Annotated in this window: 18 protein-coding genes, 2 pseudogenes and 1 riboswitch; of the genes and pseudogenes, 18 read left to right on the forward strand and 2 right to left on the reverse strand. The window is 37.0% G+C overall.

The features are described from left to right. The first annotated feature begins 137 nt into the window (after window positions 1-137). The 16 genes and pseudogenes from OR571_RS07315 to OR571_RS07390 all read left to right on the forward strand — a co-directional run bounded on the left by OR571_RS07315 (window position 138) and on the right by OR571_RS07390 (window position 20,402). Window positions 138-1,523: a uracil/xanthine transporter gene (locus tag OR571_RS07315; RefSeq protein ID WP_282242183.1), complete on the forward strand. Its 1,386-nt coding sequence runs from the start codon at window positions 138-140 to the stop codon at window positions 1,521-1,523. A 265-nt stretch (window positions 1,524-1,788) separates the two neighbouring features. Beyond that, window positions 1,789-3,039, forward strand: a complete 1,251-nt coding sequence (allC, locus tag OR571_RS07320) for an allantoate deiminase (RefSeq protein WP_282242184.1) — start codon at window positions 1,789-1,791, stop codon at window positions 3,037-3,039. A gap of 54 nt (window positions 3,040-3,093) precedes the next feature. Continuing rightward, the gene (gene allE, locus OR571_RS07325; protein ID WP_142539820.1) at window positions 3,094-3,858 is read left to right on the forward strand and encodes a (S)-ureidoglycine aminohydrolase; all 765 of its coding nucleotides are present in this window, start codon (window positions 3,094-3,096) and stop codon (window positions 3,856-3,858) included. A gap of 24 nt (window positions 3,859-3,882) precedes the next feature. Continuing rightward, entirely contained in the window at window positions 3,883-4,932 is a 1,050-nt protein-coding gene (gene allD / locus OR571_RS07330) for an ureidoglycolate dehydrogenase (protein ID WP_142539821.1), read from the forward strand. A 51-nt stretch (window positions 4,933-4,983) separates the two neighbouring features. Then, the gene (allD, locus tag OR571_RS07335; RefSeq protein ID WP_282242185.1) at window positions 4,984-6,033 is read left to right on the forward strand and encodes an ureidoglycolate dehydrogenase; all 1,050 of its coding nucleotides are present in this window, start codon (window positions 4,984-4,986) and stop codon (window positions 6,031-6,033) included. Between the two features lie 114 nt (window positions 6,034-6,147). Beyond that, entirely contained in the window at window positions 6,148-7,893 is a 1,746-nt protein-coding gene (gene fdrA / locus OR571_RS07340) for an acyl-CoA synthetase FdrA (protein ID WP_282242186.1), read from the forward strand. A 69-nt stretch (window positions 7,894-7,962) separates the two neighbouring features. Then, complete coding sequence (locus tag OR571_RS07345) at window positions 7,963-9,237, forward strand: YlbE family protein (RefSeq protein WP_282242187.1); 1,275 nt, start codon at window positions 7,963-7,965, stop codon at window positions 9,235-9,237. Beyond that, on the forward strand, window positions 9,238-10,143 hold the full coding sequence (locus OR571_RS07350) for an oxamate carbamoyltransferase subunit AllH family protein (protein WP_282242188.1): 906 nt from the start codon (window positions 9,238-9,240) through the stop codon (window positions 10,141-10,143). 19 nt (window positions 10,144-10,162) lie between these two features. Then, window positions 10,163-11,097, forward strand: a pseudogene (arcC, locus tag OR571_RS07355) (carbamate kinase). Between the two features lie 246 nt (window positions 11,098-11,343). Further along, on the forward strand, window positions 11,344-12,588 hold the full coding sequence (locus OR571_RS07360; RefSeq protein WP_282242189.1) for a Zn-dependent hydrolase: 1,245 nt from the start codon (window positions 11,344-11,346) through the stop codon (window positions 12,586-12,588). Window positions 12,589-12,996: 408 nt separating this feature from the next. Further along, window positions 12,997-13,083: riboswitch (cyclic di-GMP riboswitch) on the forward strand. Window positions 13,084-13,210: 127 nt separating this feature from the next. Beyond that, window positions 13,211-13,579 carry a hypothetical protein gene (locus OR571_RS07365; RefSeq protein ID WP_282242190.1) on the forward strand — a complete coding sequence of 123 codons (369 nt, stop codon included), beginning with the start codon at window positions 13,211-13,213 and terminating at the stop codon, window positions 13,577-13,579. 51 nt (window positions 13,580-13,630) lie between these two features. Beyond that, entirely contained in the window at window positions 13,631-14,341 is a 711-nt protein-coding gene (locus OR571_RS07370; RefSeq protein ID WP_282242191.1) for a hypothetical protein, read from the forward strand. 54 nt (window positions 14,342-14,395) lie between these two features. Further along, on the forward strand, window positions 14,396-15,580 hold the full coding sequence (locus OR571_RS07375) for a methyl-accepting chemotaxis protein (protein WP_282242192.1): 1,185 nt from the start codon (window positions 14,396-14,398) through the stop codon (window positions 15,578-15,580). A gap of 110 nt (window positions 15,581-15,690) precedes the next feature. Further along, complete coding sequence (locus tag OR571_RS07380) at window positions 15,691-17,343, forward strand: pyridoxal phosphate-dependent decarboxylase family protein (protein WP_282242193.1); 1,653 nt, start codon at window positions 15,691-15,693, stop codon at window positions 17,341-17,343. Window positions 17,344-17,780: 437 nt separating this feature from the next. Then, entirely contained in the window at window positions 17,781-18,956 is a 1,176-nt protein-coding gene (locus OR571_RS07385) for an AAA family ATPase (RefSeq protein WP_282242194.1), read from the forward strand. Between the two features lie 15 nt (window positions 18,957-18,971). After that, a complete protein-coding gene (locus OR571_RS07390; RefSeq protein ID WP_282242195.1) occupies window positions 18,972-20,402 on the forward strand; it encodes a VWA domain-containing protein in 1,431 nt (476 codons plus the stop codon). A gap of 32 nt (window positions 20,403-20,434) precedes the next feature. Here the strand turns inward: OR571_RS07390 and uvsE (OR571_RS07395) are convergent, their stop codons facing one another. After that, window positions 20,435-21,400, reverse strand: a complete 966-nt coding sequence (uvsE, locus tag OR571_RS07395) for a UV DNA damage repair endonuclease UvsE (protein ID WP_282242196.1) — start codon at window positions 21,398-21,400, stop codon at window positions 20,435-20,437. Window positions 21,401-21,441: 41 nt separating this feature from the next. Then, window positions 21,442-22,394 (reverse strand): annotated as a pseudogene (uvsE, locus tag OR571_RS07400) (UV DNA damage repair endonuclease UvsE). A 310-nt stretch (window positions 22,395-22,704) separates the two neighbouring features. Here uvsE (OR571_RS07400) and OR571_RS07405 point away from each other — a divergent pair. Both OR571_RS07405 and OR571_RS07410 read left to right on the forward strand, forming a co-directional pair. Beyond that, window positions 22,705-23,256 (forward strand): TetR/AcrR family transcriptional regulator, encoded by a 552-nt coding sequence (locus OR571_RS07405; RefSeq protein WP_282242197.1) that lies wholly within the window; start codon window positions 22,705-22,707, stop codon window positions 23,254-23,256. Window positions 23,257-23,300: 44 nt separating this feature from the next. Then, window positions 23,301-24,665 (forward strand): DHA2 family efflux MFS transporter permease subunit, encoded by a 1,365-nt coding sequence (locus tag OR571_RS07410; protein WP_282242260.1) that lies wholly within the window; start codon window positions 23,301-23,303, stop codon window positions 24,663-24,665. Window positions 24,666-24,671 lie beyond the last annotated feature (6 nt).

Below are 24,671 nucleotides of genomic sequence, written 5' to 3' on the forward strand. Positions count from 1 at the left end.
GAAATTGGTCATAGTAAACAATGACAATTTCAATCAATAGCTGTAGACTAGAATAGATAAAGGCTAAAAATTAGGGAATACTATCTTGGTCATACATCCAGTACAGATGCATTTAGTAGGTATTATTCTACTGGGCATTGAGACTGTTGTTATTCATAAAAAGAAAGGTGATTGTTATTAACGAATTATTAAAATCAAGCAACTGGATTTCGGGCTTACAGTGGCTCTTTTTTATTTTTACGAACATTGTTGTCATACCGATCACTGTCGGAGCGGCTTTCGAACTTTCCCCTGGCACAATTGTCAATATGCTTCAGCTTTCCTTTATCGTGACAGGATTGGCATGTATCGTGCAAGCGTTTTTGGGGCATAAAAGAGCCATTATGGAAGGGCAATCGGGCCTATGGTGGGGGGTAATTTTAACGCTATGTAGTACAGCTGCGGCACAAGGGATGCCATTACCTATTTTAGGGGGCAGTTTAACCGTTGGAATTATCATTACCTCGATTTTGACTTTTTTGATTGGTGTAACAGGGCTAGGACCTCGTCTGGCCAATTTATTTAAACCTGCCGTAATGGGTGTGTTTATGTTTTTGTTCGGATGTCAATTAATTGGAATCTTTTTAAAGGGAATGCTAGGTATTCCATTTGGTAACCAGGCAGCGGATGCTCATATCGACGTATCTATTTCTTTATTGTCAATCATAGTAGCGATTATTGTAATCCTGATTAGTGTAAAGGCACCTTCAAGTGTACGTCGCTATGGTCTCCTTATCGGTATTATCGGTGGTTGGATTGTTTATGCGCTTATTTTTAAGCCGGAAAGTCCTGTAAGTGAAGCTACCTCGTTTGGCCTTGAGCTATTTCCATTAGGTAAGCCTGCATGGGATATCGGAATTATTATGACGACTGTTATCGCAGGATTATTAAACTCTGCAAATACGATCGGCGCACTAAAGGGAACGGAAAGCATGTATAAGGTGGAAACGACTAATTCTGAATACAGAGCTTCCTTTACGATTACAGGTATTTTTACACTTATCGCTGGATTTTTTGGGCTAGTTCCAAATTCACCTTACGTATCTTCGATCGGCTTCCTAAGCCAGACGGGAATTATAAAAAGAATTCCTTTTGTTCTTGGTGGATTAATGTTTCTTGTAATGGGTCTAATTCCGCCAATTGGTCACTTTTTCTCACAGCTTCCATTAAGTATTGGTAGTGCAGCGTTATTTGTCTCTTATTTACTTCTTTTAAATTCTTCTTTGAATTTCTTCAAACAGGTTGAATTCAATACGGTAAATGTCTATCGTTCTGCTGTTCCTTTGTTTGTAGGAGTTGTGATTATGACCCTCCCTGCATCTTATTTTGTTACTATTCCAAGTGTAGTCCGTCCAGTTCTTAGCAGCGGATTATTAGTGGGGATCATTCTAGCTCTACTATTAGAGAACTTGTTTAAATGGGACAATTACGGGAATGAAGATAATGGTAAGCAAAAGGATACAACGAGCACGGTTAATGATTAAACTAATCGACAAATTAGATGACGATAAACGGCATTTGGTAAGAAAAGTTCGGATAGCAAAAATGGATAGATAAAATATAGAAATTTGTCCATTTATGCTAAAGACTATTTTTGTAGCAATGATTACAATGGAGAGTGTAGCGAAAGACAATAAGCAAGACAATTCAGTGCATACTATCCGCATGTATTACAAACAATAGAAGCGTTACCAAAATAATTATAGAAATTACATAGCGCAGAGAAGGATGGTGAAATAGGTGGACGATATGAAAGACATTATACAAAAGCTTGACAATTTAGCAGAAGAAACAGCTGGCAAGCTTGAATGGTTAGCCGAATTCGGAAAAGATCCAGAAGGCGGAGTTTCTCGTTTACTTTATACAAAAGAGTGGGTTGAAGGTCAACATGCATTAAAAGAATGGATGGAGAATGAAGGCCTGGAAGCTCGATTTGATGATATTGGGAATTTATACGGGACGTTAACAGGAAAAAACACAAATGAAACTGTTTTAACTGGCTCACACGTGGATACAGTAAAAAATGGCGGCCGTTTTGACGGTGCATATGGAATTGTTGCGGGAATTATTGCACTGAAATATTTGAAAAAACATTTTGGGCAACCACTAAGAAATATCGAAATCGTTTCGATGGCCGAGGAAGAAGGAAGTCGTTTTCCTTATGCCTTCTGGGGCTCTAAAAATATAGTTGGATTAGCCAAAAGAGAAGATGTAAAAGACATTACGGATTTTGATGGTATTCCTTTTGTGGAAGCGATGTCAAAAGCTGGATTTAAATTTAAAGCGGATGATACTGCAAAGCGTGAAGATCTCAAAGCATTTGTAGAAATTCATGTAGAACAAGGTAGCGTTCTGGAAACGGAACAAATTCCAGTAGCGGTTGTCTACAGCATTGTGGGACAAAGACGTTTCACTGTTGAAATTACAGGAGAAGCAAATCACGCAGGTACGACGCCGATGGGCTACCGAAAAGATACCGTTTATGCGGCTAGCCAAATGATATTTGAACTTATTTCGATGGCTAGAGAAGAAGGAGATCCGCTTGTTGCAACAGTCGGCAAGATTGAAGCGGAGCCGAACATCGTAAACGTAGTTCCTGGAAAAGCGATTTTCACGATAGATGTTCGTCATACAAATAAAGAAATATTGGTAAACTTCACAGAAAAGATGACTGAAAGAATGAAAGAAATTTCAAAAGAACATGGTGTTGAAACAGTTATTGATATGTGGATGGATGCAGATCCAGTTCCAATGGATGCAACTATTGTTCAACTGATTGAAAACCAATTTAAACAAAATGGTTTAAATTATAAATTAATGCACAGTGGTGCGGGACATGATTCTCAAATCTTTGCTCCAGTTGTACCGACAGCTATGCTGTTTGTTCCAAGTTTAAAAGGGATCAGCCATAATCCGGCTGAGTTTACAGAACCAGCAGATTTAGCAGAAGGTGTAAAAGCACTTATTGGTGCGCTTTATGAATTGGGTTATAAAGAGTAACACTGTGAATCATTGTGAAGATAAAAATATAAGCAAACAGAGGAGAATGTAATAATGGGTTATCCAAAGGATTTACTTTCAAGCAGATCAATTATTAAACCAGGTCAATATGCGCTTATCGCTCCAGAGGGATTAGTAAATAATGTTATCCCTGGGTTTGAAAATTGCAGAATTTCCATCTTAGGTTCACCAAAACTTGGTGCTAGCTTTGTTGACTACGTAGTGACAATGCACGAAGGCGGAAAGAATAGCAAAGGTTACTGCGGTGAAGAAGATGTACAATGCTTTGTTTATGTTCTTAGCGGAAAAGTGAAAGCAAAAGCGGATGACCAAGAGTTCATTCTGGAAGAAAGCGGCTATTTATATTGCCCACCAGGCGTAACAATGTATTTGGAAAACATGGAATCAGGGGATTCTCGTCTATTCCTTTACAAACAAAAACACAACCCATTAGAAGGACAGAAGCCTTGGGTTGTTTCAGGTCATGCAAATGAGATTGAGTATATGGATTATGATGATATGCACAACGTACATCTTAAAGATCTTTTACCATTAGATCTTGCTTTTGATATGAATTTCCACATTCTTTCATTCGACCCGGCAGCTAGCCACCCATTTGTTGAAACACATTACCAAGGACATGGTGCTTACCTATTATCTGGTGAGGGTATGTATAACCTAGATAATGAATGGATTCCAGTCAAAAAAGATGATTACATCTTTATGGCTCCGTATGTGCATCAAGCTGCGTATGCAGTTGGTAGAGAGCCATTAACATACGTTTATTCTAAAGATTGCAATCGGGATGCATCATTATAATACATTAAGAAAAGAGGTGTCACGATGAGATTGAAAAGCGAAGACTTAAAAAGTCTAATCAAAACAAAGCTTCACAAGGCCGGTCTAAATGAGGAGCATGCTGATGTCGCAGCAGACGTATTAACGTTTGCCGATGCAAGAGGCATTCACTCCCACGGTGCTGTTCGCGTGGAGTATTATGCAGAACGAATTGCAAAGGGCGGAATCAACACGAACCCAGACTTTAAATTCGAGAAAACAGGCCCTGCATCTGGCGTATTTCATGGTGATGGCGGTAATGGCCATATAGCTGCGAAATTAGCCATGGATGAGGCAATTAAAATGGCTAAAGAAAGTGGCGTTGCCATTATTGGTGTGAGAGATATCTCTCACAGCGGTGCAATTTCCTACTTCACGGAACAAGCGGCAAGTGAAGGTCTAATCGGTATTTCTATGTGTCAATCTGATCCTATGGTTGTTCCTTTTGGCGGAGCTGAGCCTTATTACGGAACAAATCCAATCGCTTTTGCTGCACCGAGCAGTGATGGCAGAATGATTACATTAGATATGGCAACTACTGTCCAAGCTTGGGGGAAAATTCTTCATGCTCGTTCCAAAAAAGAATCTATTCCTGATACATGGGCAGTTGACAGCAATGGGGAACCAACAACAGATCCGTTAAATGTAAATGCATTATTACCGATTGCGGGTCCAAAAGGCTATGGTCTTGCGATGATGGTCGATGTATTATCTGGGATTCTTCTTGGACTTCCGTTCGGTAACAAAGTTTCTTCCATGTACGAAGATTTATCTGAATATCGAAAATTAGGTCAGCTTCATATTGTTATCAACCCGGCATTCTTTACTGGGATAGCTAATTTTAAAAATAGCATTACCGAAACAATGAGCGATTTAAATCAAATCAAACCTGCACCAGGCTTCTCAAAAGTCCTTTATCCTGGTCAAAACAATGATATTGTCATTGAGGATTACAAGGAAAATGGAATTGAGATTGTGGAAGACATTTATGAGTATTTAAAATCAGATGTTATCCATAATAATCAATATGATCATAAAAACCCATTTGCAGAATAAGTTATGATTCGAATATAGATAATCGGTTGAAAAATAGGAGGGACGAGTGGAATGAGATTAAGTAGCGAGCAATTGAATGAGTTGATTACTACGAAGCTGCAAAAGGCAGGATTAACTGAGGATCATGCGCGTGGTGTTGCTGACGTTCTAGTTCATGCAGATGCTAGAGGAGTCCATTCTCATGGAGCAATGAGAGTGGAGTATTATGCTGAAAGGATTGCTAAAGGCGGTATTAATGCAAATCCTGATTTCAAATTTGAAAAAACTGGTCCTGCAACAGCTGTGTTTGACGGTGATAATGGAGCAGGGCATGTTGCAGCCAAGTTAGCAATGGACGAAGCGATTCAAATGGCAAAAGAAAACGGTGTAGCAGTTGTTGGTGTAAGAAGAATCAGTCACAGTGGTGCGCTTTCTTACTTTGTTCAACAAGCTGCTAATGAGAACTTAATTGGTATCTCTGTTTGCCAATCGGATCCGATGGTCGTTCCTTTTGGTGGATCAGAGCCTTATTATGGAACAAATCCGATTGCTTTTGCAGCACCAGGCAAAAACGGGCAGAACATTACATTTGATATGGCTACTACTGTTCAAGCTTGGGGGAAAATTCTTCACGCTCGTTCTAAAAACGAATCCATTCCTGACACATGGGCGGTTGATGTCGAAGGAAACCCTACGACCGATCCATTTAAGGTAAATGCTTTAGTACCAATTGCTGGGCCAAAGGGTTACGGTCTTATGATGATGGTAGATGTTTTATCTGGAATTCTTCTTGGACTTCCATTTGGAAACAAAGTATCTTCCATGTACCATGATCTTACCGAACATCGAAATCTTGGCCAACTGCACATTGTGATTAATCCGGAATATTTTACTGCGTTAAATCTATTCCAAGAGAGTATCGCGACAACTATGCAAGATCTGAATAACATTAAACCAGCTCCTGGTTTTGATCATGTGTCTTACCCTGGACAAAGAAGTGCTGAAAGGGAAAAGAAATACGAAGAAAACGGAATCGAAATTGTTGATCATATTTATGAGTATTTAGTTTCAGACGTAGTTCACAACAATGCTTATGATAACAAAAGCCCTTTTGCTAAGTAGAAGATAAAGGGTGGTCAACTTGTGGCCACCCAATTTTCTGTGCCTATTTTACCCAGGGCATTTCGGATTTCTTGATAAATTAATAAAAATAATAACAAAGAGGTGCATTCAAACATGCTTTATACAATTGTTAAACAGAATTCATACCAGGATTCAGTTAATTTAATGCTTCTTACAAATAAAATATCTACTATGGATGGCATTAACAAAGTTCAAATTATGATGGGAACTCCAGCCAATAAAGATATTTTAAAGGCAGCTGATCTATACACAGAGGAACTTGAAGGTGCTGCATCTAATGATATGTGTATCGTTGTTGATACTGACTCAGAAGAGAAAATCCAAGAGGTTCTAGATGAAACAGATAACTATTTAAACAACCAAGCAATTGCAAGTGGTAAAGAAGCTTTCGAAACTGTTCGTTCTTGGGATAAAGCTACAAAAGAATTACCAGGTGCGAATCTAGCGATTATTTCTACACCAGGTCAATATGCAGCGGAAGAAGCTGAAAAAGCACTTGATAGAGATATGCACGTTCTTATTTTCAGTGACAACGTAACAGTTGAAGATGAGCGTCGTATTAAAGAAAAAGCACATGACAAAGGTCTTCTTGTAATGGGTCCTGACTGTGGTACAGCAGTAGTTTCTGGCGTACCTCTTGCATTCGCTAACGTTATGAAAACTGGTAAAATTGGTGTTATCGGGGCTTCTGGAACAGGGATTCAAGAAGTTACAACAGAAATTGACCGTTTAGGCGCTGGAATTAGCCATGCAATCGGTACTGGTGGCCGTGACCTAAATGATAAAATCGGTGCAATTACAATGTTAGATGGTATTAAAGCATTAGCACAACATAGTCAAACAGAAGTGATTACATTGATCTCTAAACCACCTGCAAAAGAAGTTCGTGACGAGGTTGTTCAATTGCTACAAAGTCTTTCTAAACCAGTGGTTGCGATTTTCCTTGGTGAAGAGCCACATAACCATGAAGGCAATGTATATTATGCTAACACACTTGAAGAAACAGCTGCGATTGCAGTAGATCTTGTGAAAGGCAACCCTATTAAGCCAAATTACAACAGATTACAAGCAGAAGTACCTGCAGTAACTTTAAAACCAGAGCAAAAAACAATTAAAGGTCTATACTCAGGCGGTACATTAGGTTATGAAGCGGCTACTTTAATCAGTAGTGGTCTTAACTATGATAATAGTGGAGCTCATGAGGAAGGATACCTTCTAAATGCAAATGGATTCCAAGTGATCGACCTTGGGGATGATATTTATACACAAGGTAAACCACACCCAATGATCGACCCGGATACAAGAATTCAATACTTCCAAAAAGCAGCACAAGATGAGTCAACTGCAATTATCCTATTTGATCTAGTTCTTGGATATGGTTCTCATGAAGATATGGCAGGCGCACTTATCCCTGGTATCGAAAAAATTCAAAAAGATGCACAAGCAAAAGGTAAAGAAATTTACTTCGTAGCATCTGTATGTGGTACTGACCAAGATCCACAAGGTATTGACGAGCAAAAAGCAAAATTAGAAAAAGCTGGAGTTATTCTACGTGATAGTAACAACCAAGCGGTTCTTACTGCATTAGCTATGCTTGATATTCAAATCGAAGAAGTACAAAAAGAATTAGTACCTGCAACAGAAACTGCAACAGTTGAAATTACTGTTTCTGAAGCTATCCAAAAATTATTAACAGAAAAACCAAACGTTGTTAACGTTGGATTAAAGAAATTCACAGAAGCTATTACTGCTAACGGCGGAAGAGTTGTTCAGTATGACTGGCGTCCAGTTGCTGGCGGCAACCCAAGAATGCGTCAAATTTTAAGTGTACTTCGTTAATCGAAAGAAGCTTTTTAAACTTCAGGCTAACGAAATTAAACGATCAATGAATTATCAGGAGGAATCATAATGTACGGACAATATAAAACAATCGACGAAGCAAACCGAGCAGTAATCGATAAAGTTGTATCGAGTGCACCTTTCTTAGTAGATGTAGTGCCTGCCAAATCTGTCATTCAAGAGTTAAACGGGAAAGTTCTGCTTCATGCAGGACCACCTATTAAATGGGAAAATATGACTAGCCCTATGCAAGGATCTTGCATAGGAGCTACATTGTTTGAAGGTTGGGCTTCTAACGCAGATGAAGCAGCTAAGATGCTTGAAAATGGAGAAATTGAATTCATTCCATGTCACCATGTGAACGCGGTTGGTCCAATGGGAGGAATTACATCTGGAAGCATGCCAGTTCTTGTGGCAGAAAATCGTGATGGTGGAAACCAAGCATATTGCACAATGAATGAAGGTATTGGTGCAGTTCTACGTTTTGGTGCTTACTCTGACGAAGTACTTAAACGTCTTGCATGGTTCAGAGATGTACTTGGTCCAACACTTTCAAAAGCAATAAAAGTTAAAGGTGACGGATTAAACGTTAACGTTATGATGGCGAAAGCAATTACAATGGGAGACGAGTTCCACCAACGTAATATTGCTGGTTCACTTATTTTCTTAAAAGAAATTACTCCTTATATTTTAAAAACAGATGTAGCGGACTCAGATAAGCAAGATGTTATTCAATTCTTGGCTGATACTGATCAATACTTCTTAAACATTGCGATGGCTTCAACGAAAGCAGTAATGGATACAGCACGTGAAATTCAACACGGTACAGTAGTAACAGCAATGTGCCGTAACGGTTATGAATTCGGAATTCGTATTGCTGGTATGGGTGACCAATGGTTCACAGCACCTGTTAATACGCCTCAAGGTTTATTCTTTACGGGCTATGATCAAGACTTAGCTTGTCCTGACATGGGTGACAGTGCGATCACTGAAACATTCGGTGTAGGCGGTTTTGCAATGATCGCTGCTCCTGGTGTTACACGCTTCGTAGGTGCTGGTGGTATGGACGACGCAGTTAATACTAGTAATGATATGATGGAAATTTGTATTGATCATAACCCTAACTTCTCTATTCCAACTTGGGACTTTAAAGGATCTGCCCTAGGAATTGACGCAAGAAAAGTTGTTGAAACTGGAATTGAACCAATTATCAACACAGGTATTGCTCATAAAGAAGCTGGAGTTGGCCAAATTGGTGCAGGTACAGTTCGTGCTCCATTAGCTTGCTTCGAAAAAGCAATTGATGCATACGCTGTAAAACTTGGTCTAATTGACCCACAATAAATGAATAAATGCACTCTTTTTGGAGAGGACTATAGTTATCTAGTTCCTCTCCTTCTTTATAAAAGTGAAAATGGATACGTTCATAGTCGTTTTGCCAATGGCTTTAATATTAAAATAGAAGATTCTCTTATATTTATTGGAAATAATAAAAACGGACTTCTGCCATTTGGAATTCATCTTCAAGAAGAAGATACGTTAAGAGCTGTTTCCTCTGTTAACAATGGAGATCCAGTTACATGGAATAAAAAAAACAACTCGATAGAATTACCAAGGGTAACAATCAGTATCGAAAAAGGCAATAGCTTTAAAAATGAATTAACTACTTTAGATAGTACAGCTATTTTTAAAGCAAGTTTTGAGCAATTTTGTTCACAACTAGTGAAAATAGAAAACCACACTGGACTGGATGTTTCGTTCAAAGAATTTTTAAATAAGCTTTTTGCAGCAGGTGAACAGAGTTGGCTTGGTGCTGAAGCCTATTTGATACTTTTGATGGAAGCTGCAGAGTCGCGCGATGAAGATTTATTGGAGAAAGTCCTTAGATACTTTCTTGGAAGAGGACAAGGCTTAACTCCTTCAGGCGATGACATGATTGTCGGGATGCTTGCTTTTGATGCCGTTTCCCCAACTCTTTCCACAAGCTTTTATAAAAAAGTTTCAGAACTAATTGAAGGTGAATCGATTACTACTGATGTGGCGAGAGAATATTTACGGTATGCACTTAAACAGGAGTTTAGCTCAACCGTTTCAAATCTAGTCAATGCACTTGCTGACGGTAATGCCCCTAATTTTGAGAAAGTCCTATATGACTTGGTCGAAGTTGGACACAGTTCAGGTTTGGATACGGTATTAGGTATTCTTATCGGAATGTTAGCTTTTAGGAAAACAAAAATAGAAACAAATTAAAAGGTTGGAGAGTGTATATATGAGTAAAGTCGTTTTAGCGATTGGCGGTAACGCAATCATTAAAGAAGGTCAAAAAGGGACAATTGAAGAACAACGAGAAAACTTGGTTGAGAGTTCTGCACCTGTTCTTGATTTAATGGAGCAAGGTCATACAGTTGTAATTACTCACGGAAATGGCCCACAAGTTGGTAATACATTAATAAGAGGAGAAATGGCGAAATCAGTAATTCCCGAGTATCCTTAGATGTATATGGTGCTGAAACGCAAGGTAACTTAGGATATTTAATCCAACAAACTTTTAAAAATAAAATGGCGGAACGTAATATCAATAAAACAATTGCAACAGTTGTAACTCAATCAGTTGTTTCAAAAGATGATTCTGCATTTGAAAATCCTACAAAACCAATTGGCCCATTCTATTCTAAAGAAGATATGGAGAAAATTGTAGCTGAGCGAAACTTAACATTCGTTGAAGATGCTGGACGTGGATATAGACGTGTTGTTGCATCTCCAAAGCCAGTTAGAATTGTTGAAAAAGAAGCAATTGAAACTTTGCTTAACAATGGTATTTCTGTTATTTCCACTGGTGGCGGCGGAATTCCGGTAATTGAAAATAACGGAAAAATCGAAGGTATTGAAGCTGTAATCGATAAAGACTTCGCAAGTGCATTACTTGCAGCTGATATTAACGCTGATTATTTATTCATCTTAACTGGTGTTGAACAAGTTGCTATCAACTTCGGTAAACCAAACCAAGAAAATTTATTAGAAATGACAATTGATGATGCACTTCGTTATTTAGATGAAGGTCAATTCCCTAAAGGAAGCATGGGACCTAAAATCGAAGCTGCGATTCTGTTCCTACAAAAAGGCGGAAAGAACGTTATCATTACTTCGATTGATAAACTTCAAGATGCAATTGAAGGAAAAACTGGTACACGTATTGTAATGTAATATATAAAGTTGTTCTGTCTACCCCTACTTTCAATAAGAATGCAGGGGTAGACAGTGCTTTTTTATTTACTTAATTTCTTTCTTCAACACCCCCGCAAATATTAAAATCTACATAATAGATATTAACTGTCAGAAAAAGACTAGCTAACTATGTTCACTTTTTTTATACTTAGATTATTAACGACTAAAATATTCCGAAGATTTATAATAAGTAGAAACTACGAGGATTAGACAGGAGATATCTATATGGATACTAAGCAAAGATATCAAATACTTTTTAATAAGATCAATCAATATAATTCAGGAACTAAGGGAATAACTAGAGTTGCATATACAAATGAAGAGCAGGCATGTACACAAGCATTTATGCGAATGTGTAAAGATGAAGGACTAGATATTCGGATCGATTCTTGTGGCAATGCAATTGGGAGAAGAGAGGGTAGAATAAAGGGACTTCCGCCTGTGTTAATGGGATCTCATTTGGATACAGTTTATCAAGGCGGTAAGTATGACGGGGTTGTCGGTGTTACCGCTGCATTGGAAGTTATTAAACGACTGAATGAAAAAGGAATTGAAACAGATCATCCAATTGAGATTATTTCATTTGCTTGTGAGGAGTCTTCCAGGTTCGGTGTTTCCACACTAGGAAGTAAAGCGATGGCCGGTACATTTGATAAGGAGAAAGTTAGATATTTAAAAGACCGTAATGGAGTTACGTTGGAAGAGGCACTTGCTTTATGTGCACTTGAAATTGATAGTATTGAACATGCGAGCAGAAAAGATGAAAAGATAAAGGCTTTTTTTGAATTACATATAGAGCAAGGACCAGTATTAGAGAATGAAAATAAGAAGATTGGCATTGTTACCGGAATAGCGGCTCCGGTTAGATTTTCAATAAGAATAGTAGGAACCCCTTCCCATTCTGGCACAACCCCAATGAATATGCGAAATGATGCGCTTCTTGGTGCATCCCAAATTGCATTGGAGCTTGAAAAAATTGCGTTAAATGAGCAAAGTTACGGAACGGTTGCTACGGTTGGTGTTTTAGATATCCCAGCTGGTGCGATGAACGTAGTGCCGGGCGAAGTAGAAATCAAAGTTGATATCCGCGGGACTTCATTAGAATCACGCCAGCGCGTGTTAGATCATCTTAATCAAACGATTGAATTAGTAAAGAGAAACAGACAGCTAGAAATCCTAAGTCAAGAAATCATTTCGGAAGAACCAGTGTTACTCTCTACTGAAATTACAGAAACAATGGAAACAATTTGTAAGGATCAGGCTATTTCTTATAAAATGATGCCAAGTGGAGCAGGACATGATGCGATGAACATGGTAAAGCTATGCCCTACTGGACTTATCTTTGTTCCATCTGTAAATGGTCTTAGCCACCATCCAGATGAGTATACCGACCATGATGATATATTAATAGGTATTGATGTGTTAGAGAAAACTGTCATACATTATGCTAAAATGGAATCGAACATTTAGGGAAATAAGAATAAGTGAGCGAGTAAGTAAGTAATTCTCACCTCATAAATATAGATATAACCACTTCTCAAAATCAGAGAGGTGGTTATTTTTTTGCGTTTTGGATTTAATATATGTGGATTACTTTTGGCGTTCAACTATTAGAGTTTTTTAAGATGCATTATCTGTCTTGGTATTAATCAGCCAACTTCAGAGCCTGTCTGTTCTTCTAGTAGTCATAAATTATATAAAGTCTTTTTAAGTAATCAATGAGATGTAATTTTTAGAAATTTCAATAAAAGAGTATAATAGACCTATTATAATTTTCTGTCATTTGTAAATAAAAAATACTAGTGTCGACAAAAAATGATAAGTTCTTTATACTATTATAGTAATATGAAATCGTGATATTAGTACTATTATACTTATAATTGAAAAAGGCAAACTTATCGAAAGGTAAGGACGCAAAGCTACGAGTCTAAAATCCTCTTGGATAATGATAGTCGGGTTGCCAAGAGTAGTAATGAATGATTCTTTGGCTATCCCTATCTAGGATTGGGATAGCTTTTATTTTAGACTCCCCAATAAGCAAATAAATGTCACCTAAGAAATGTAGCAGACTATAGGAAAAAGGAGATTAGAGATGATAGTAGTAGATAAAAGGAAATATAAAATGGCAATTAATGAGGTAGCGAAGGAAGTTCAAGTACAGGTGCATGGATTAATGAGAGCGGAAGATGTAGAAGGGTATTTGGTAGATTTACAGGATACGATTAATAAAGTCTCAAGACAAGAATATACGTTTGTTATCGATGGGACTCACCAAACTCCTGTCCCATCAAAAGTTGTACCGCAGTTGGAGCAAACGATGCAATTTTATTCTAGCTTAGGTTTTAAGGATATCCTTGTAGTAAAGCCTGCCTCTAAAATTGCTCAAGTGCAAATTAGGAATGTGCTTGAAAGAATTGAGTTCACAGGTACATTTATCGATAAAGTACGTCATTCTATGTAATGTTAGATCTACTAGAAAGAAATTTTAATAATTTGGAAGGAAGATCAATAAGTGCAAACAATACAAGAGTTATATACATATGAAATTATAACGAAGGAACAAACAGATGTAATTCCGAAAGCAGCTGCGTGTTTAGCTCGTTCGTTTATTGGAGTAAATGTTTCAGGGAAATGGGTTCAGGAACCAATGGTAGGTCAATTAAATTTAGATTATGATGACTTCTATCAGTTTACATTAGGTTATTTAGAATCTACTGTAGAGCAAGGTTATTGCGCAGTCGCTAAAGATATTCATGAAAATGTTGTTGGCGTGCTTGCTGGAGACACAAATGCACCAGAGATTATTGGAGAAGATGTATTTGAAGGTTCTTTTTATGATATGAATGTAATTCTGCGTGTACTGGAAGATGTAGATAAACGTTTCATGGAAGATTACAAAAAGCGAAACGGTGAAGATATTAAAGATGGAGAGTTATTACACTTATTCATGTTAGGAGTGACAGCTGAACATGGCCGCCACGAGATTATTCAACAATTAGGAAGTAGATTAATGACAAAAGCATCGTTACAAGGAGTAAAAGCTGTTTTAGGGGAAGCAACAAACCCGAAGTCGATACGTGTAATGGAAAAATATCATAATATGAAAAAATATAAAGATTTAGAAGGAAATTATATTGTTCATAAATATCAGGATAATAATAAGTTAAATGGTATTCCTGCAAATATAGCAGATGGAACGTATATCCTTTTGAAGGAGCTTTAAACTGTTCATCATTACTAATTCAATACTAAATAGGAGTTAGGAGATTTATTTATCATGGAAGCTATTATGCTAGGTATAATTGTTATCTTATTAGGGGTCTCGGTGTATTTTGCTTACCGTTATTATTCGCTAAAACATCATCCTCATATTAATAAAGAAATAATAAATGGAATGAAAGAATTGTCAGCAGGTAATATCACAAGCCCAGTGGATGAAAAGAGTGCTGATTATGCTATTTTTAATCAGCTGATTGAGTTTTTCAGCCTTGTAAGGGAAAAGTTTTTTTCATTTTCAAAAAATGTCCAAGAAAAGGGAGAAAATCTAGCGGAGATCGGTGAATATGCTTCTGAGAAAGCGGATATTGTTAGAGCGGCAATTGATGAAGTAGGTAGAGGATTACAAAAACAATTAATAGCTACCGAAGAAAGTGCCGAATCAATGGAAGAAATGGCTCAGGCTATTGAAGATTTATCTGTAAGATCCAATCAAATCTCAGAGCAATCGATCACTACTTTAGAATTGACCGAAGAAGGAAACGGAAAGTTAAAGAATTCCTTAGAAAAAATGGAGCAGTTTAACCAAACGATCAATACTACATTTGATGCCATAAACAAACTTGGAGAAAAGTCTCACGAAATCGGTACTATTGTAAAAGTGATTACAGGAATATCTGAACAAATTAATTTATTGGCATTGAATGCGGCAATAGAAGCTGCCCGTGCTGGGGAACATGGGAAAGGATTTGCGGTTGTTGCTGATGAGGTAAGAAAATTGGCCGAACAATCACGCCAATCTTCTTCTGAAGTATCAAATATAGTAAAGAATATACAAGAAGAAACAGACACAGTTGTCAAGTCAATGCAACAGGGAACAGAAGAATTTAAAGATACAAATACAACTATTGTAGAAGTTGGAACTATGTTCGAAACAATTCTGTCAACTACAAAAATCATTGCTGAAAACAATGAAAACTCCTCTGCAAGCACAGAAGAACTATCTTCTGCTTCTCACCAGATAATGACAACTATTGTTGAGATAGCTTCTATCTCTCGAGAATCTGTTGAAATGTTTGAGGAACTAATAGAAATTAGTGATGATGAACTGCAGACAATGCAAAAGCTTGTTCGTGAAGCTGAGAATCTTGTAGAGTTAAAAAATGAGGTTAACAAATTGATATATGCATGGAATGATGGGGTAGAAACAGCAGAAGCTAAAGCTGGTCAAAGTACTGCACAATAAGGCTTAGGCTGATAAATATAAGAGTGCTTCTTATAGGTTGATCCAACTTGTGGGAAGCATCTTTTTTATGCATAAAGCTACTTCTAGTAAAACATCAAGGAGGTAAAACGATGAAGAAAGTACAAAAGCTTTTTCCTAGTATGGACGGGAATGACTTTCAAAGAGAAGAAATATTATCCTATTTTAGGACTATTTTAACGAAAATAGATGAATTAAAGGATCCTAACAAATTAACGCTAGGAGAAATGCCCAAATACACAGAGGATTACTATAATCGTGTCATTCAAGAGGCGGATGTTCCGAAAAAGGGAGTGCCAATGGAGGAAGTGATCCAAGAACTTCTAAAATTAGTAGAAGGACACCGCTACGTCAATCGAAATTATGTAGCCAATGCAGCGCCCCTTCCGAATATTGCTAGTATTATCGGAAATTTAGTAATGGTACTAGTCAATGGGAACAATCTTTGGGATGTGGAAGGTCCAGCAGCTGCAACAGCAGAAATTGAGATAACTAGCATGCTATCTAAACTTATCGGATACGATGAAAGCACCAGTGCAGGATACACAACTTGGGGTGGACAAGGGGCTGTCTTTAACTCTTTACGTCTTGCCATCGCTCGTTACGCTCCGTCGTCTAATCAAAATGGTGTGCCGCAAAATCTCTATTGCTTCTGTTCTGAGCTTTCACACTATAGTCTGTATAAATCTGTAGAAGCAACAGGGATTGGCGTAGAAAACATGATTCGTGTGAAAGCTAATATTGATCATTCTATAAATCTAGAAGATTTAAAAGAAAAAATGGAGCATGTTATTGCTATAGGCGGCATTCCTCTTTATGTCCTTGCCACAATGGGAACTACTGACACTTTTGGGGTTGATGACATTAGAGGAATAAAGAGGATAGCAGAAGAATTGGAACACACATACGGTATATGTCCAATATATATCCATGCAGACTCTGCGATGGGAGGCATGTATACTTTCTTTAATGATTACAACTTTGAAAGCAATCCTCTCCTATTGGAAGATAACGTGAAGGAAGTATTAAATACCTATCAACAGAAGTTTGAACATATCAAACTTGCCGATAGTATGGTCTTTGATTTCCATAAGCTTGGCCAAACACCATATATTACGAGTTTATTTTTAATCAAAAACAGAGAGTATCTTAAGTATGTTGATTTAGATGTAGCAGAAACGCCGTATGTTGGAAATCGCGGTTATGGTAGTTATCATACAGGATATACGCTCGAATGCTCACGGATGGGAAGTGCTCTGACAATATATGCGTCTTTATTAGCATTTGGAATAGAAGGCTATCAAGAGCTTTTAGCCAACTATATTCGTGTCAATTTTGCTTTTAGAGAGACGTTAACAAAAGAAATTTCGAATGTAGTGATTACGAATGAGGTTTCTCCGATTACAACATTCCGTTTTTATCCAGAACAGATAAGATGGAATGAGGAATTGAACGGAATCTTAACGGTAGAAGAAATAACCGAAATTAATCAATTTAATGACGATTTCGCAGAAGTAATTGGTGCCGAACGAGATACGGTCTTCTATGGAAATACCAAAAAGCAGCGTCTCGTAAAAGCTGCAAACTCAAACAAACCGGTATCCATATATGCACATAAATTTTTTACAATCTCGCCATACTCAACAATAGAAGAGGTAGACCGTTACGTAGGATTTCTAAAAGAACATCTAGCATTCTTTCAGAAAACAAGTAGTAATAAAAATATGATTCTAACAACAGGTTAAAGGTACGATACACTCATATTTCAGGCTTTTAAGAAGGTCTTTCATCAGTTTGCAAAACTGTTGGGAGTCCTTTTCTTCTTGTTTTCTTTACATATTGAGTGCGACAGAAAAAGTGTAAGAAGGGATAATAACACGGTTATTAAACCTCAGTTAGATTAGTAGAAAGAAAATAAATTTACAGTCGCAAGTTTATACGCAAGCAACAAACCAGATTGTTTGAGTAAATACACACTATTACCTATAAAATATAGATACCTCTATTGATTAACTGAAACAAAAGGAGAAGAAACATCTTTCGGTTAAATATTGAAATGAAAAGAGTAAAATAACTAAGTTTGAATCAAACTGTATAAAACGGTTTTGTCTTCGAATCTCTGTGAGAAAACAAGCAGGGTTCTATTAAATAGTTATCTTACAAAAGCAAGGAGTTATATAACATGATGTATACTGCTCACCAGAAATTAGAGGAAATCAGACAGGCGCTCAATTCCAAGTTTCTTGAACGAGAAAATGAGGTGGAGGGAATTCTAGTTGCATTACTTTCCAGGCAGCATATGCTCATGATTGGGCCTGCAGGAACAGCTAAATCAGCTTTGTCGAGTGAATTATCCAAAATTATCGAGGGGACTACCTATTTTCAGTGGTTGCTGACAAAGTTCAGTACACCCGAGGAAGTATTTGGTCCATTGTCGTTAAAAGATTTAGAACAGGGCGTATATAAGCGAATTACTAAAACTAAAATGCCAGAAGCGAATATAGTTTTCTTGGATGAAATATTTAAAGCGAACTCAGCAATTTTGAATAGCTTACTGACCCTTATTAACGAAAGGCTATTCTATAATAACGGGTCACCGGCTAAAGTTCCCTTGATATCTGTAATAGGGGCTTCCAATGAATACCCTGAGGAGGAGGAAGAACTTGATGCACTTGTTGATCGTTTCCTCTTACGATATGAAATTAAGCTTATAGTAGATGAAAAGAATTTCATCTCGATGCTAAAAGCAGAGGAACAAATTATGCACATGCCGTGTATGTCAATGGAAGAATTGATGCATCTCCAGTTCTTGACTGATAAAGTAGTCATTCCTGACGAGGTATATAAAGCATTATCAAAGATTCGCGTGGGATTAAGAGATGAAGGAATTCATCCATCAGATCGAAGGTTCAAGCAGTCTTTAAGTGTATTGCAAGCAAAAGCATTGATTAACCAACGGCAAATCGTTCAGATAGATGATATGAAGATTCTTGAGAACGTTCTTTGGGAAAAGGTGGACCAAAAAGAGGTCGTATCATACATTATTCGAAATAATGCACATGATGTTTTAACTCAAACTCTGTATTCCTTGCAAAATGAAGCAGATGAAGTGTTTTACTCCATACTCCACGATCAGTCACCAGAGGCAGGAATAGAAGCAACTCAAAAAATGAAAGACCTAGTGGCTGATTTAAATAAGCTTAAAAGTCACTATTCAAGTAGAGAGGCTGATATCGATGTCTTACTAAATAAAGTAATCTTAATGCAACATGAAATTTTGAATAGGATTTTAGAACCTTCTTATTTAGATAATCTAGAAGAAAAAAGATGGTCTACAAGTATCTTTTTTAAAATGTGAAAAGGGGTGACATCTATGAATTCTTCTATTGGTTACAGAGATAACCTCTCCGTATTAAATACGGACTCATTCGATAAAAGGCGTTTCAAAGAAGTTTTGGAGATGTCACCTGGTCTTCAAAAGATTAGAGGCGAAGGTGTATTACCCTTGTTCGAACCATTACTGGGAGACATTTGGGCTTCGTTATATAAGATGAAACCTAAAATTACGGAAATCGATATAGATAACGTTCTGATTGTCAATAAATCACTCATGGAAAGAATTATGAAGGATGAATATTTTGTAGACTACCGGCACTTCACTCGATTGGATGATTTGTCTTCGGCTATTGCCACGGTGAAATTCGGAGAGAGGACAAACCAATGGCTAGCTGAACAAGATGAAAGATTTCAGAAACAGCTGAAGGAACTTCACACAATTCACAGGGAATTCCAAAAGCAAAAACGGCAAGAAGATACAGCAAATGAGACGGTGTTAGAAGAGAAACTTAAAGAAGCGATGAATAAGTTTAATGAGAAATTGCAATGGCTGCTTCAAAGCAATAGGGATAACTTTTCCCAAGCCATAGCACAAGCAATGGAGGAAACAAAACAAGTGAAAGAGGGGCTGAAATCGTTATTTGGGGGCTACAGTGCAGGAAGTGGTGATGCAGAATTGAAAAAGATTCCTTTGCGTGATCAAATTACCTTAGCTGAAAAAATTGCATCTAATAGAAAAATGAAAGAAATTGCAGAGTGGGCTGGAAGATTCAAACAGATAGCTCACAATAAGCAAAAGCCTAAGCAATGTGATTCAATAGGAAAAGGTGGAGTTACATTAGGCAATGATGTGGAGAAATTACTACCGATAGAGTTGAGCTTATATATGCACCCTTTAACAAAGAAAGACTTTCTCCGTCGTTTTGTAGAGGGTCAGACGATGCAATATGAGCAAAAAGGGCGGGAGGTATTGGGGAAAGGACCAATCATACTTTGTCTAGATCAATCGGGAAGTATGCAAAGGTTGGATACTCAATCCAAAGGTTTTGCGTTAGCTCTTATGTCCATTGCAAGGAGGCAAAGAAGAGACTTTTGTTTAATATTGTTCTCTTCCTCTATGCAAATATTAACATTCGAAAAAGGACATGTAAAAAGCACTGACATGATCCAGTTAGCCCAAACCTTCTTAGGTGGAGGTACGAACTTTGTGCTTCCTCTTGATAGTGCATTAAATGTAATTAATGAAAGCCGTTTTAAACTAGCAGACATTGTGTTTGTTACGGACGGAGAAGATAAGGTACCGACTTCGTATATCGAAGCTTTTAATACAAAGAAAAAGGAAAAAGATTTTAATGTTCTATCTCTTGTAATAGGAAATAGTATTGATGCCGTTAAACAATTTGCCGATAAAGTGATTCAAATTAATGATCTTGATGAAGAGGGAAGTTTTACTGCATTTGAAATATAAATGTACTTTCCTAATTCGGCTCTTCTTTTCATCTACTTTAAAGAGAAAGAAGAGCCATCAATCATTTCAATATCTTTTCTTGTTTTTACTTCCTCCATTAATGTAAAAAGTGCCTCATCTTTCTTTTTAGCTTCAATCATACAATCAATTTGTGGAGTACTGCCTTTAATTGTGTAAAGGAATTTAAAAAACATATCGATATCCACATAATCTGCATGATGGCGAAAAGCTTTTTCACTCTTTGGACTCGATATATGCATTTTGATGGGAAGAGGAGAATGTCTCCATGTCTGCACAACTCTATTCCAGTTGTTTTCCCAATTAGCATCTTGGTGATAGGCAAGATGGTGGTGATAATCGAAAACTAGTGGTATATCTAGTTTTTCACATAAGTATAGTGTATCTTCTAAGGTAAAGGAGGTATCATCGTTTTCGAGCATAATCATATTTTGAATCACCTTTGGGACGTCCATCCAATTATCAACAAAACGTTCCAGTGACATTTCGGTTTCTTTATAATTACCACCAACGTGCATGACACAGCGATGAGTTGGATCAATTCCCATTGCTTTTAATAATAAGTAATGTAGCTTTAAAGTATTGATAGAATTTTTGAAGATATGCTTTTCTTTCGAATTAATGAGAACAAAGTGATCAGGGTGAAAATCAATTCTAATCTTATGTTTTATTGCAAAATTCCCAATCTCACGCAGTGTTTCTTTTAATGGCTTTATATAATTCCAATCGGGAAGCTCTTCATGGTTTGCTAAAGGAATAAGGTGTGAGGTTAATCGATAAAAATGGATATCAGAAGCAACATTATGTTTTAACAGTCTTAGTGTGTTGTGTAAGTTCGAAAGTGCGATCCGTTCTAATTTACGAATAGCGGCTTCCCGATCATCAATTTTTGTGAATTGGGTAAAAGTCATTGTTTGAGATGGGGATGCGCTTTTTAGTTCCATACTCATTGCGACATAACCAAGACGTACAATTGTCATTTATTTCACCTCATCAATTTTATTTATTCTATTCCCTGCTGTTACCATTCCACAGATGAGCTTGTAATCCGTTTAACTCCCCGAAGTGCAGCTATTTCCTCTACGAGTCTTTGCATTGCAAGGTTCTTTTGTTTTGCTTCTATCATTATGTCAAAGTCATGGTTAAGCTCCTTTGCTAACTTTAAAAAGGGAAGAATAAAGTCTAAGGAAACAAAATTCGCATGGGAACGATAGGATTCATCTGATTTTGGAGAAGAAATGTGCACTTTCGGCACCATATTAAAGCTATTCCAAGTGTTATATATACGTTGTAGGTAAAGAGAGAGTTCATTCTCGCCGGTATTTGCCATGTGGTGATGATAATCGAGTACCATTGGAATGCTTTCTTTTTCACAAGTAATGAGTGTTTCTTTCACATCATACGTTTTATCATCATTTTCAAGGGTCATATGCTTCTTAATTTCGTTTGGAAGTTTTTTAGATTTTGATGGAAACGGTTTATAGTATTGTTTTTATCTCCATAAGCACCGCCGATATGAATATTAATTAATCCTGTATCGAGGGCGTTCATTGCTTGGAGCATTTTATAATGATATTCCATATCTTTTACCGCATTTATTGTAACTTCTTCTTTAGGACTGGTGAAAAGTGTAAATTGATTCGGGTGAAAGCTTACTCTTAGTTTAAATTTATGGATAATACTTCCAATTTCATCCCATTCCTTTTTAAATGGAGTTAGGAAATCCCAACTCACTTCGGGGTGGGTTGCTAAAGGGATAAGTGAGCTGGAAAGTCGGTACAATTCTATTTCATGTGCGATATTGTAGTACAAAATTCTTTTTGTGTGCTGTAAATTTTGTGCGGTAATAGATTTCAGCTTTTCTATTCGCTCATTTTTAGGAAGAGTTGAATACCGTGTAAAAGTTAAAGTTTTTGATGGACTTGCATCCCATAATCCTAATGCATTTGCCACATAGCCGAACCGAATCTTCATCTTTTTCCCCTTTATCTATTGCTGTAGCAGATTTTTTATAATGCATTTATAGCTTATCTTCCGCAAAACCTAATAATGTATACGTAAAACAAATGAAATGGTAAATGCTGCGTTTTACTATGTAGAAATCCAGACTTCCTTCCAAATATGTATAAACAATCAAAATGGTACTTGTTTCAGTTGAGCTGATTTTGTGTCTAAATTATGTATTAGGATACAATTAGAGTGTTAATAAAAACTTGAATTATATCATTTTTTTTTGTTATAGTTAAAAACAGACCGGTTGGTATGGTGGAGGTGTGCTACGGGAATGGATACAAAATCGCTGATAATAGAAATCGCGACGAATCTTTTTCAACAAAAAGGATATAAAGGAGTAGGACTAAATGAAATTATTAAAGCATGTAATATTTCAAAGGGTTCGCTTTATCATCACTTTCCAAATGGAAAAGAAGAATTACTCATTGCTTGTCTTCAATTGTTGAATGAAGAGATTACAAAGGATATTGTAGAGATTTTCGAACGATATCCGACTACACGTGAAGCCGCAGAAGCAATGATTTCAAAATTAGTGGAAAATTTTGAGGCGGAGGGAACCCTTACTGGATATACATTTAGCAGTATTGTGAGTGAAATGGCTTCGTTAAGTGAGCCAGTTCGAAATGCATGTGCTCAGTTGTATCAAAAGATACAAGCTATTTATATGGAAAAGTTATTAGCAGATGGATTTACAAAGGATAAAGCTAATGCTATTGCACTTATGATGACAGCTTCCATTGAAGGGGCCATGCTTCTTTGCCTGACTCAAAAAGAGGCAGAACCGCTTAAGATTATTTCACAGTTATTACCCAAAATGCTTTAGAGGAGATTTATTAAGTGAAGAAAGAAATAAAAACTGGCCCTATAATGACAGCTCTATTAGTTGCTGGCTTCGTAGGACTTTTTAGTGAAACGGCATTAAATATTGCTTTGGGGGACTTGGGTACTATTTTCGAAGTTGGACCAACAACAGTTCAATGGTTGGCAACAGGTTACTTTTTAACGCTAGGTATTTTAATACCAGTTACAGGTATTCTTATGCAAAAGTTCACAACAAGGCAAATGTTTTTAACTTCTATTATCCTAACTATTTTAGGGACAGTTTTAGCTGCATTATCACCTTCATTTGGTTTTTTATTGGCGGGCCGTATTATCCAAGCGGCAGGGCTAGCTATTAACTTACCGTTAACGCAAAATGTCATTTTCACTATTTTCCCTCCAAATCGACGTGGAGCGGCTATGGGGATTATGGGATTAGTTATGTTAGCTGGACCAGCTTTAGGTCCGACAATAGCTGGACTTATATTAGATAAATTATCGTGGGATTGGATTTTCTGGGCTCAAGTACCGTTCCTATTACTGTCACTTATTATCGGAGTCTTTTATGTACCGAATGTGAATGAAGTACGTAAAATTTCCATTGACCTATTATCCGTCATTCTTTCAACGATTGGATTTGGTGGGATTGTGTACGGATTCAGTGTATCCGGTGATAATGGATGGACTAGTTCAATAGTTATCGGATCAATTGTTATTGGTTTAATAGGAGTTATTATATTCTCTATGCGTCAAATGAAAATGGAGCAGCCAATGATGAATTTAAGAGCATTTAAATATCCTCTTTTCGTTCTTGGTGTATTTATGAGTTTTATAACTTTCTTCAATATGCTTTCCATGCTCGTTATTTTACCTATGTATATGCAAATGGCTTTATTAATCGCAGCATTTACAACTGGGCTTGTACTTCTGCCTGGTAGCTTACTCAACTGTATTTTAGCACCTATAATAGGTGGGTTATTTGACAAATATGGTCCAAGAGCAATTATCACTCCTGGTACAATTTTAGTAATTATTGCATATACACTTTACGCACAATTAGGGACAGACGCGGCTCTATGGGTTGTTATCGTCATCCATATCATTATGATGCTAGGGATCGGTGCTGTACTTGCTTCTACACAAACAAATACACTAAATTCTTTGCCGAAACGATATTATCCAGATGGGATCGCTATCACGCAAACCATCCAACAAGTAGCAGGTGCGGTTGGAATTGCAGTAATGGTTTCATTGTTATCTGCTAAACAAAATAGTTATCTAGTATCAGTTAACGATCGTTTACCGGAATCTGTAGCATCTGGCACATCCTTTGTATTTAAGATAGGTTTGATATTTGCAGTGATTAACTTTATATTGTCATTGTTCATGAAAAAACCAGTAGATGTAGATTAATTATTA

This window comes from Psychrobacillus sp. NEAU-3TGS, from assembly GCF_029955155.1.
Taxonomy (GTDB): Bacteria; Bacillota; Bacilli; order Bacillales_A; family Planococcaceae; genus Psychrobacillus.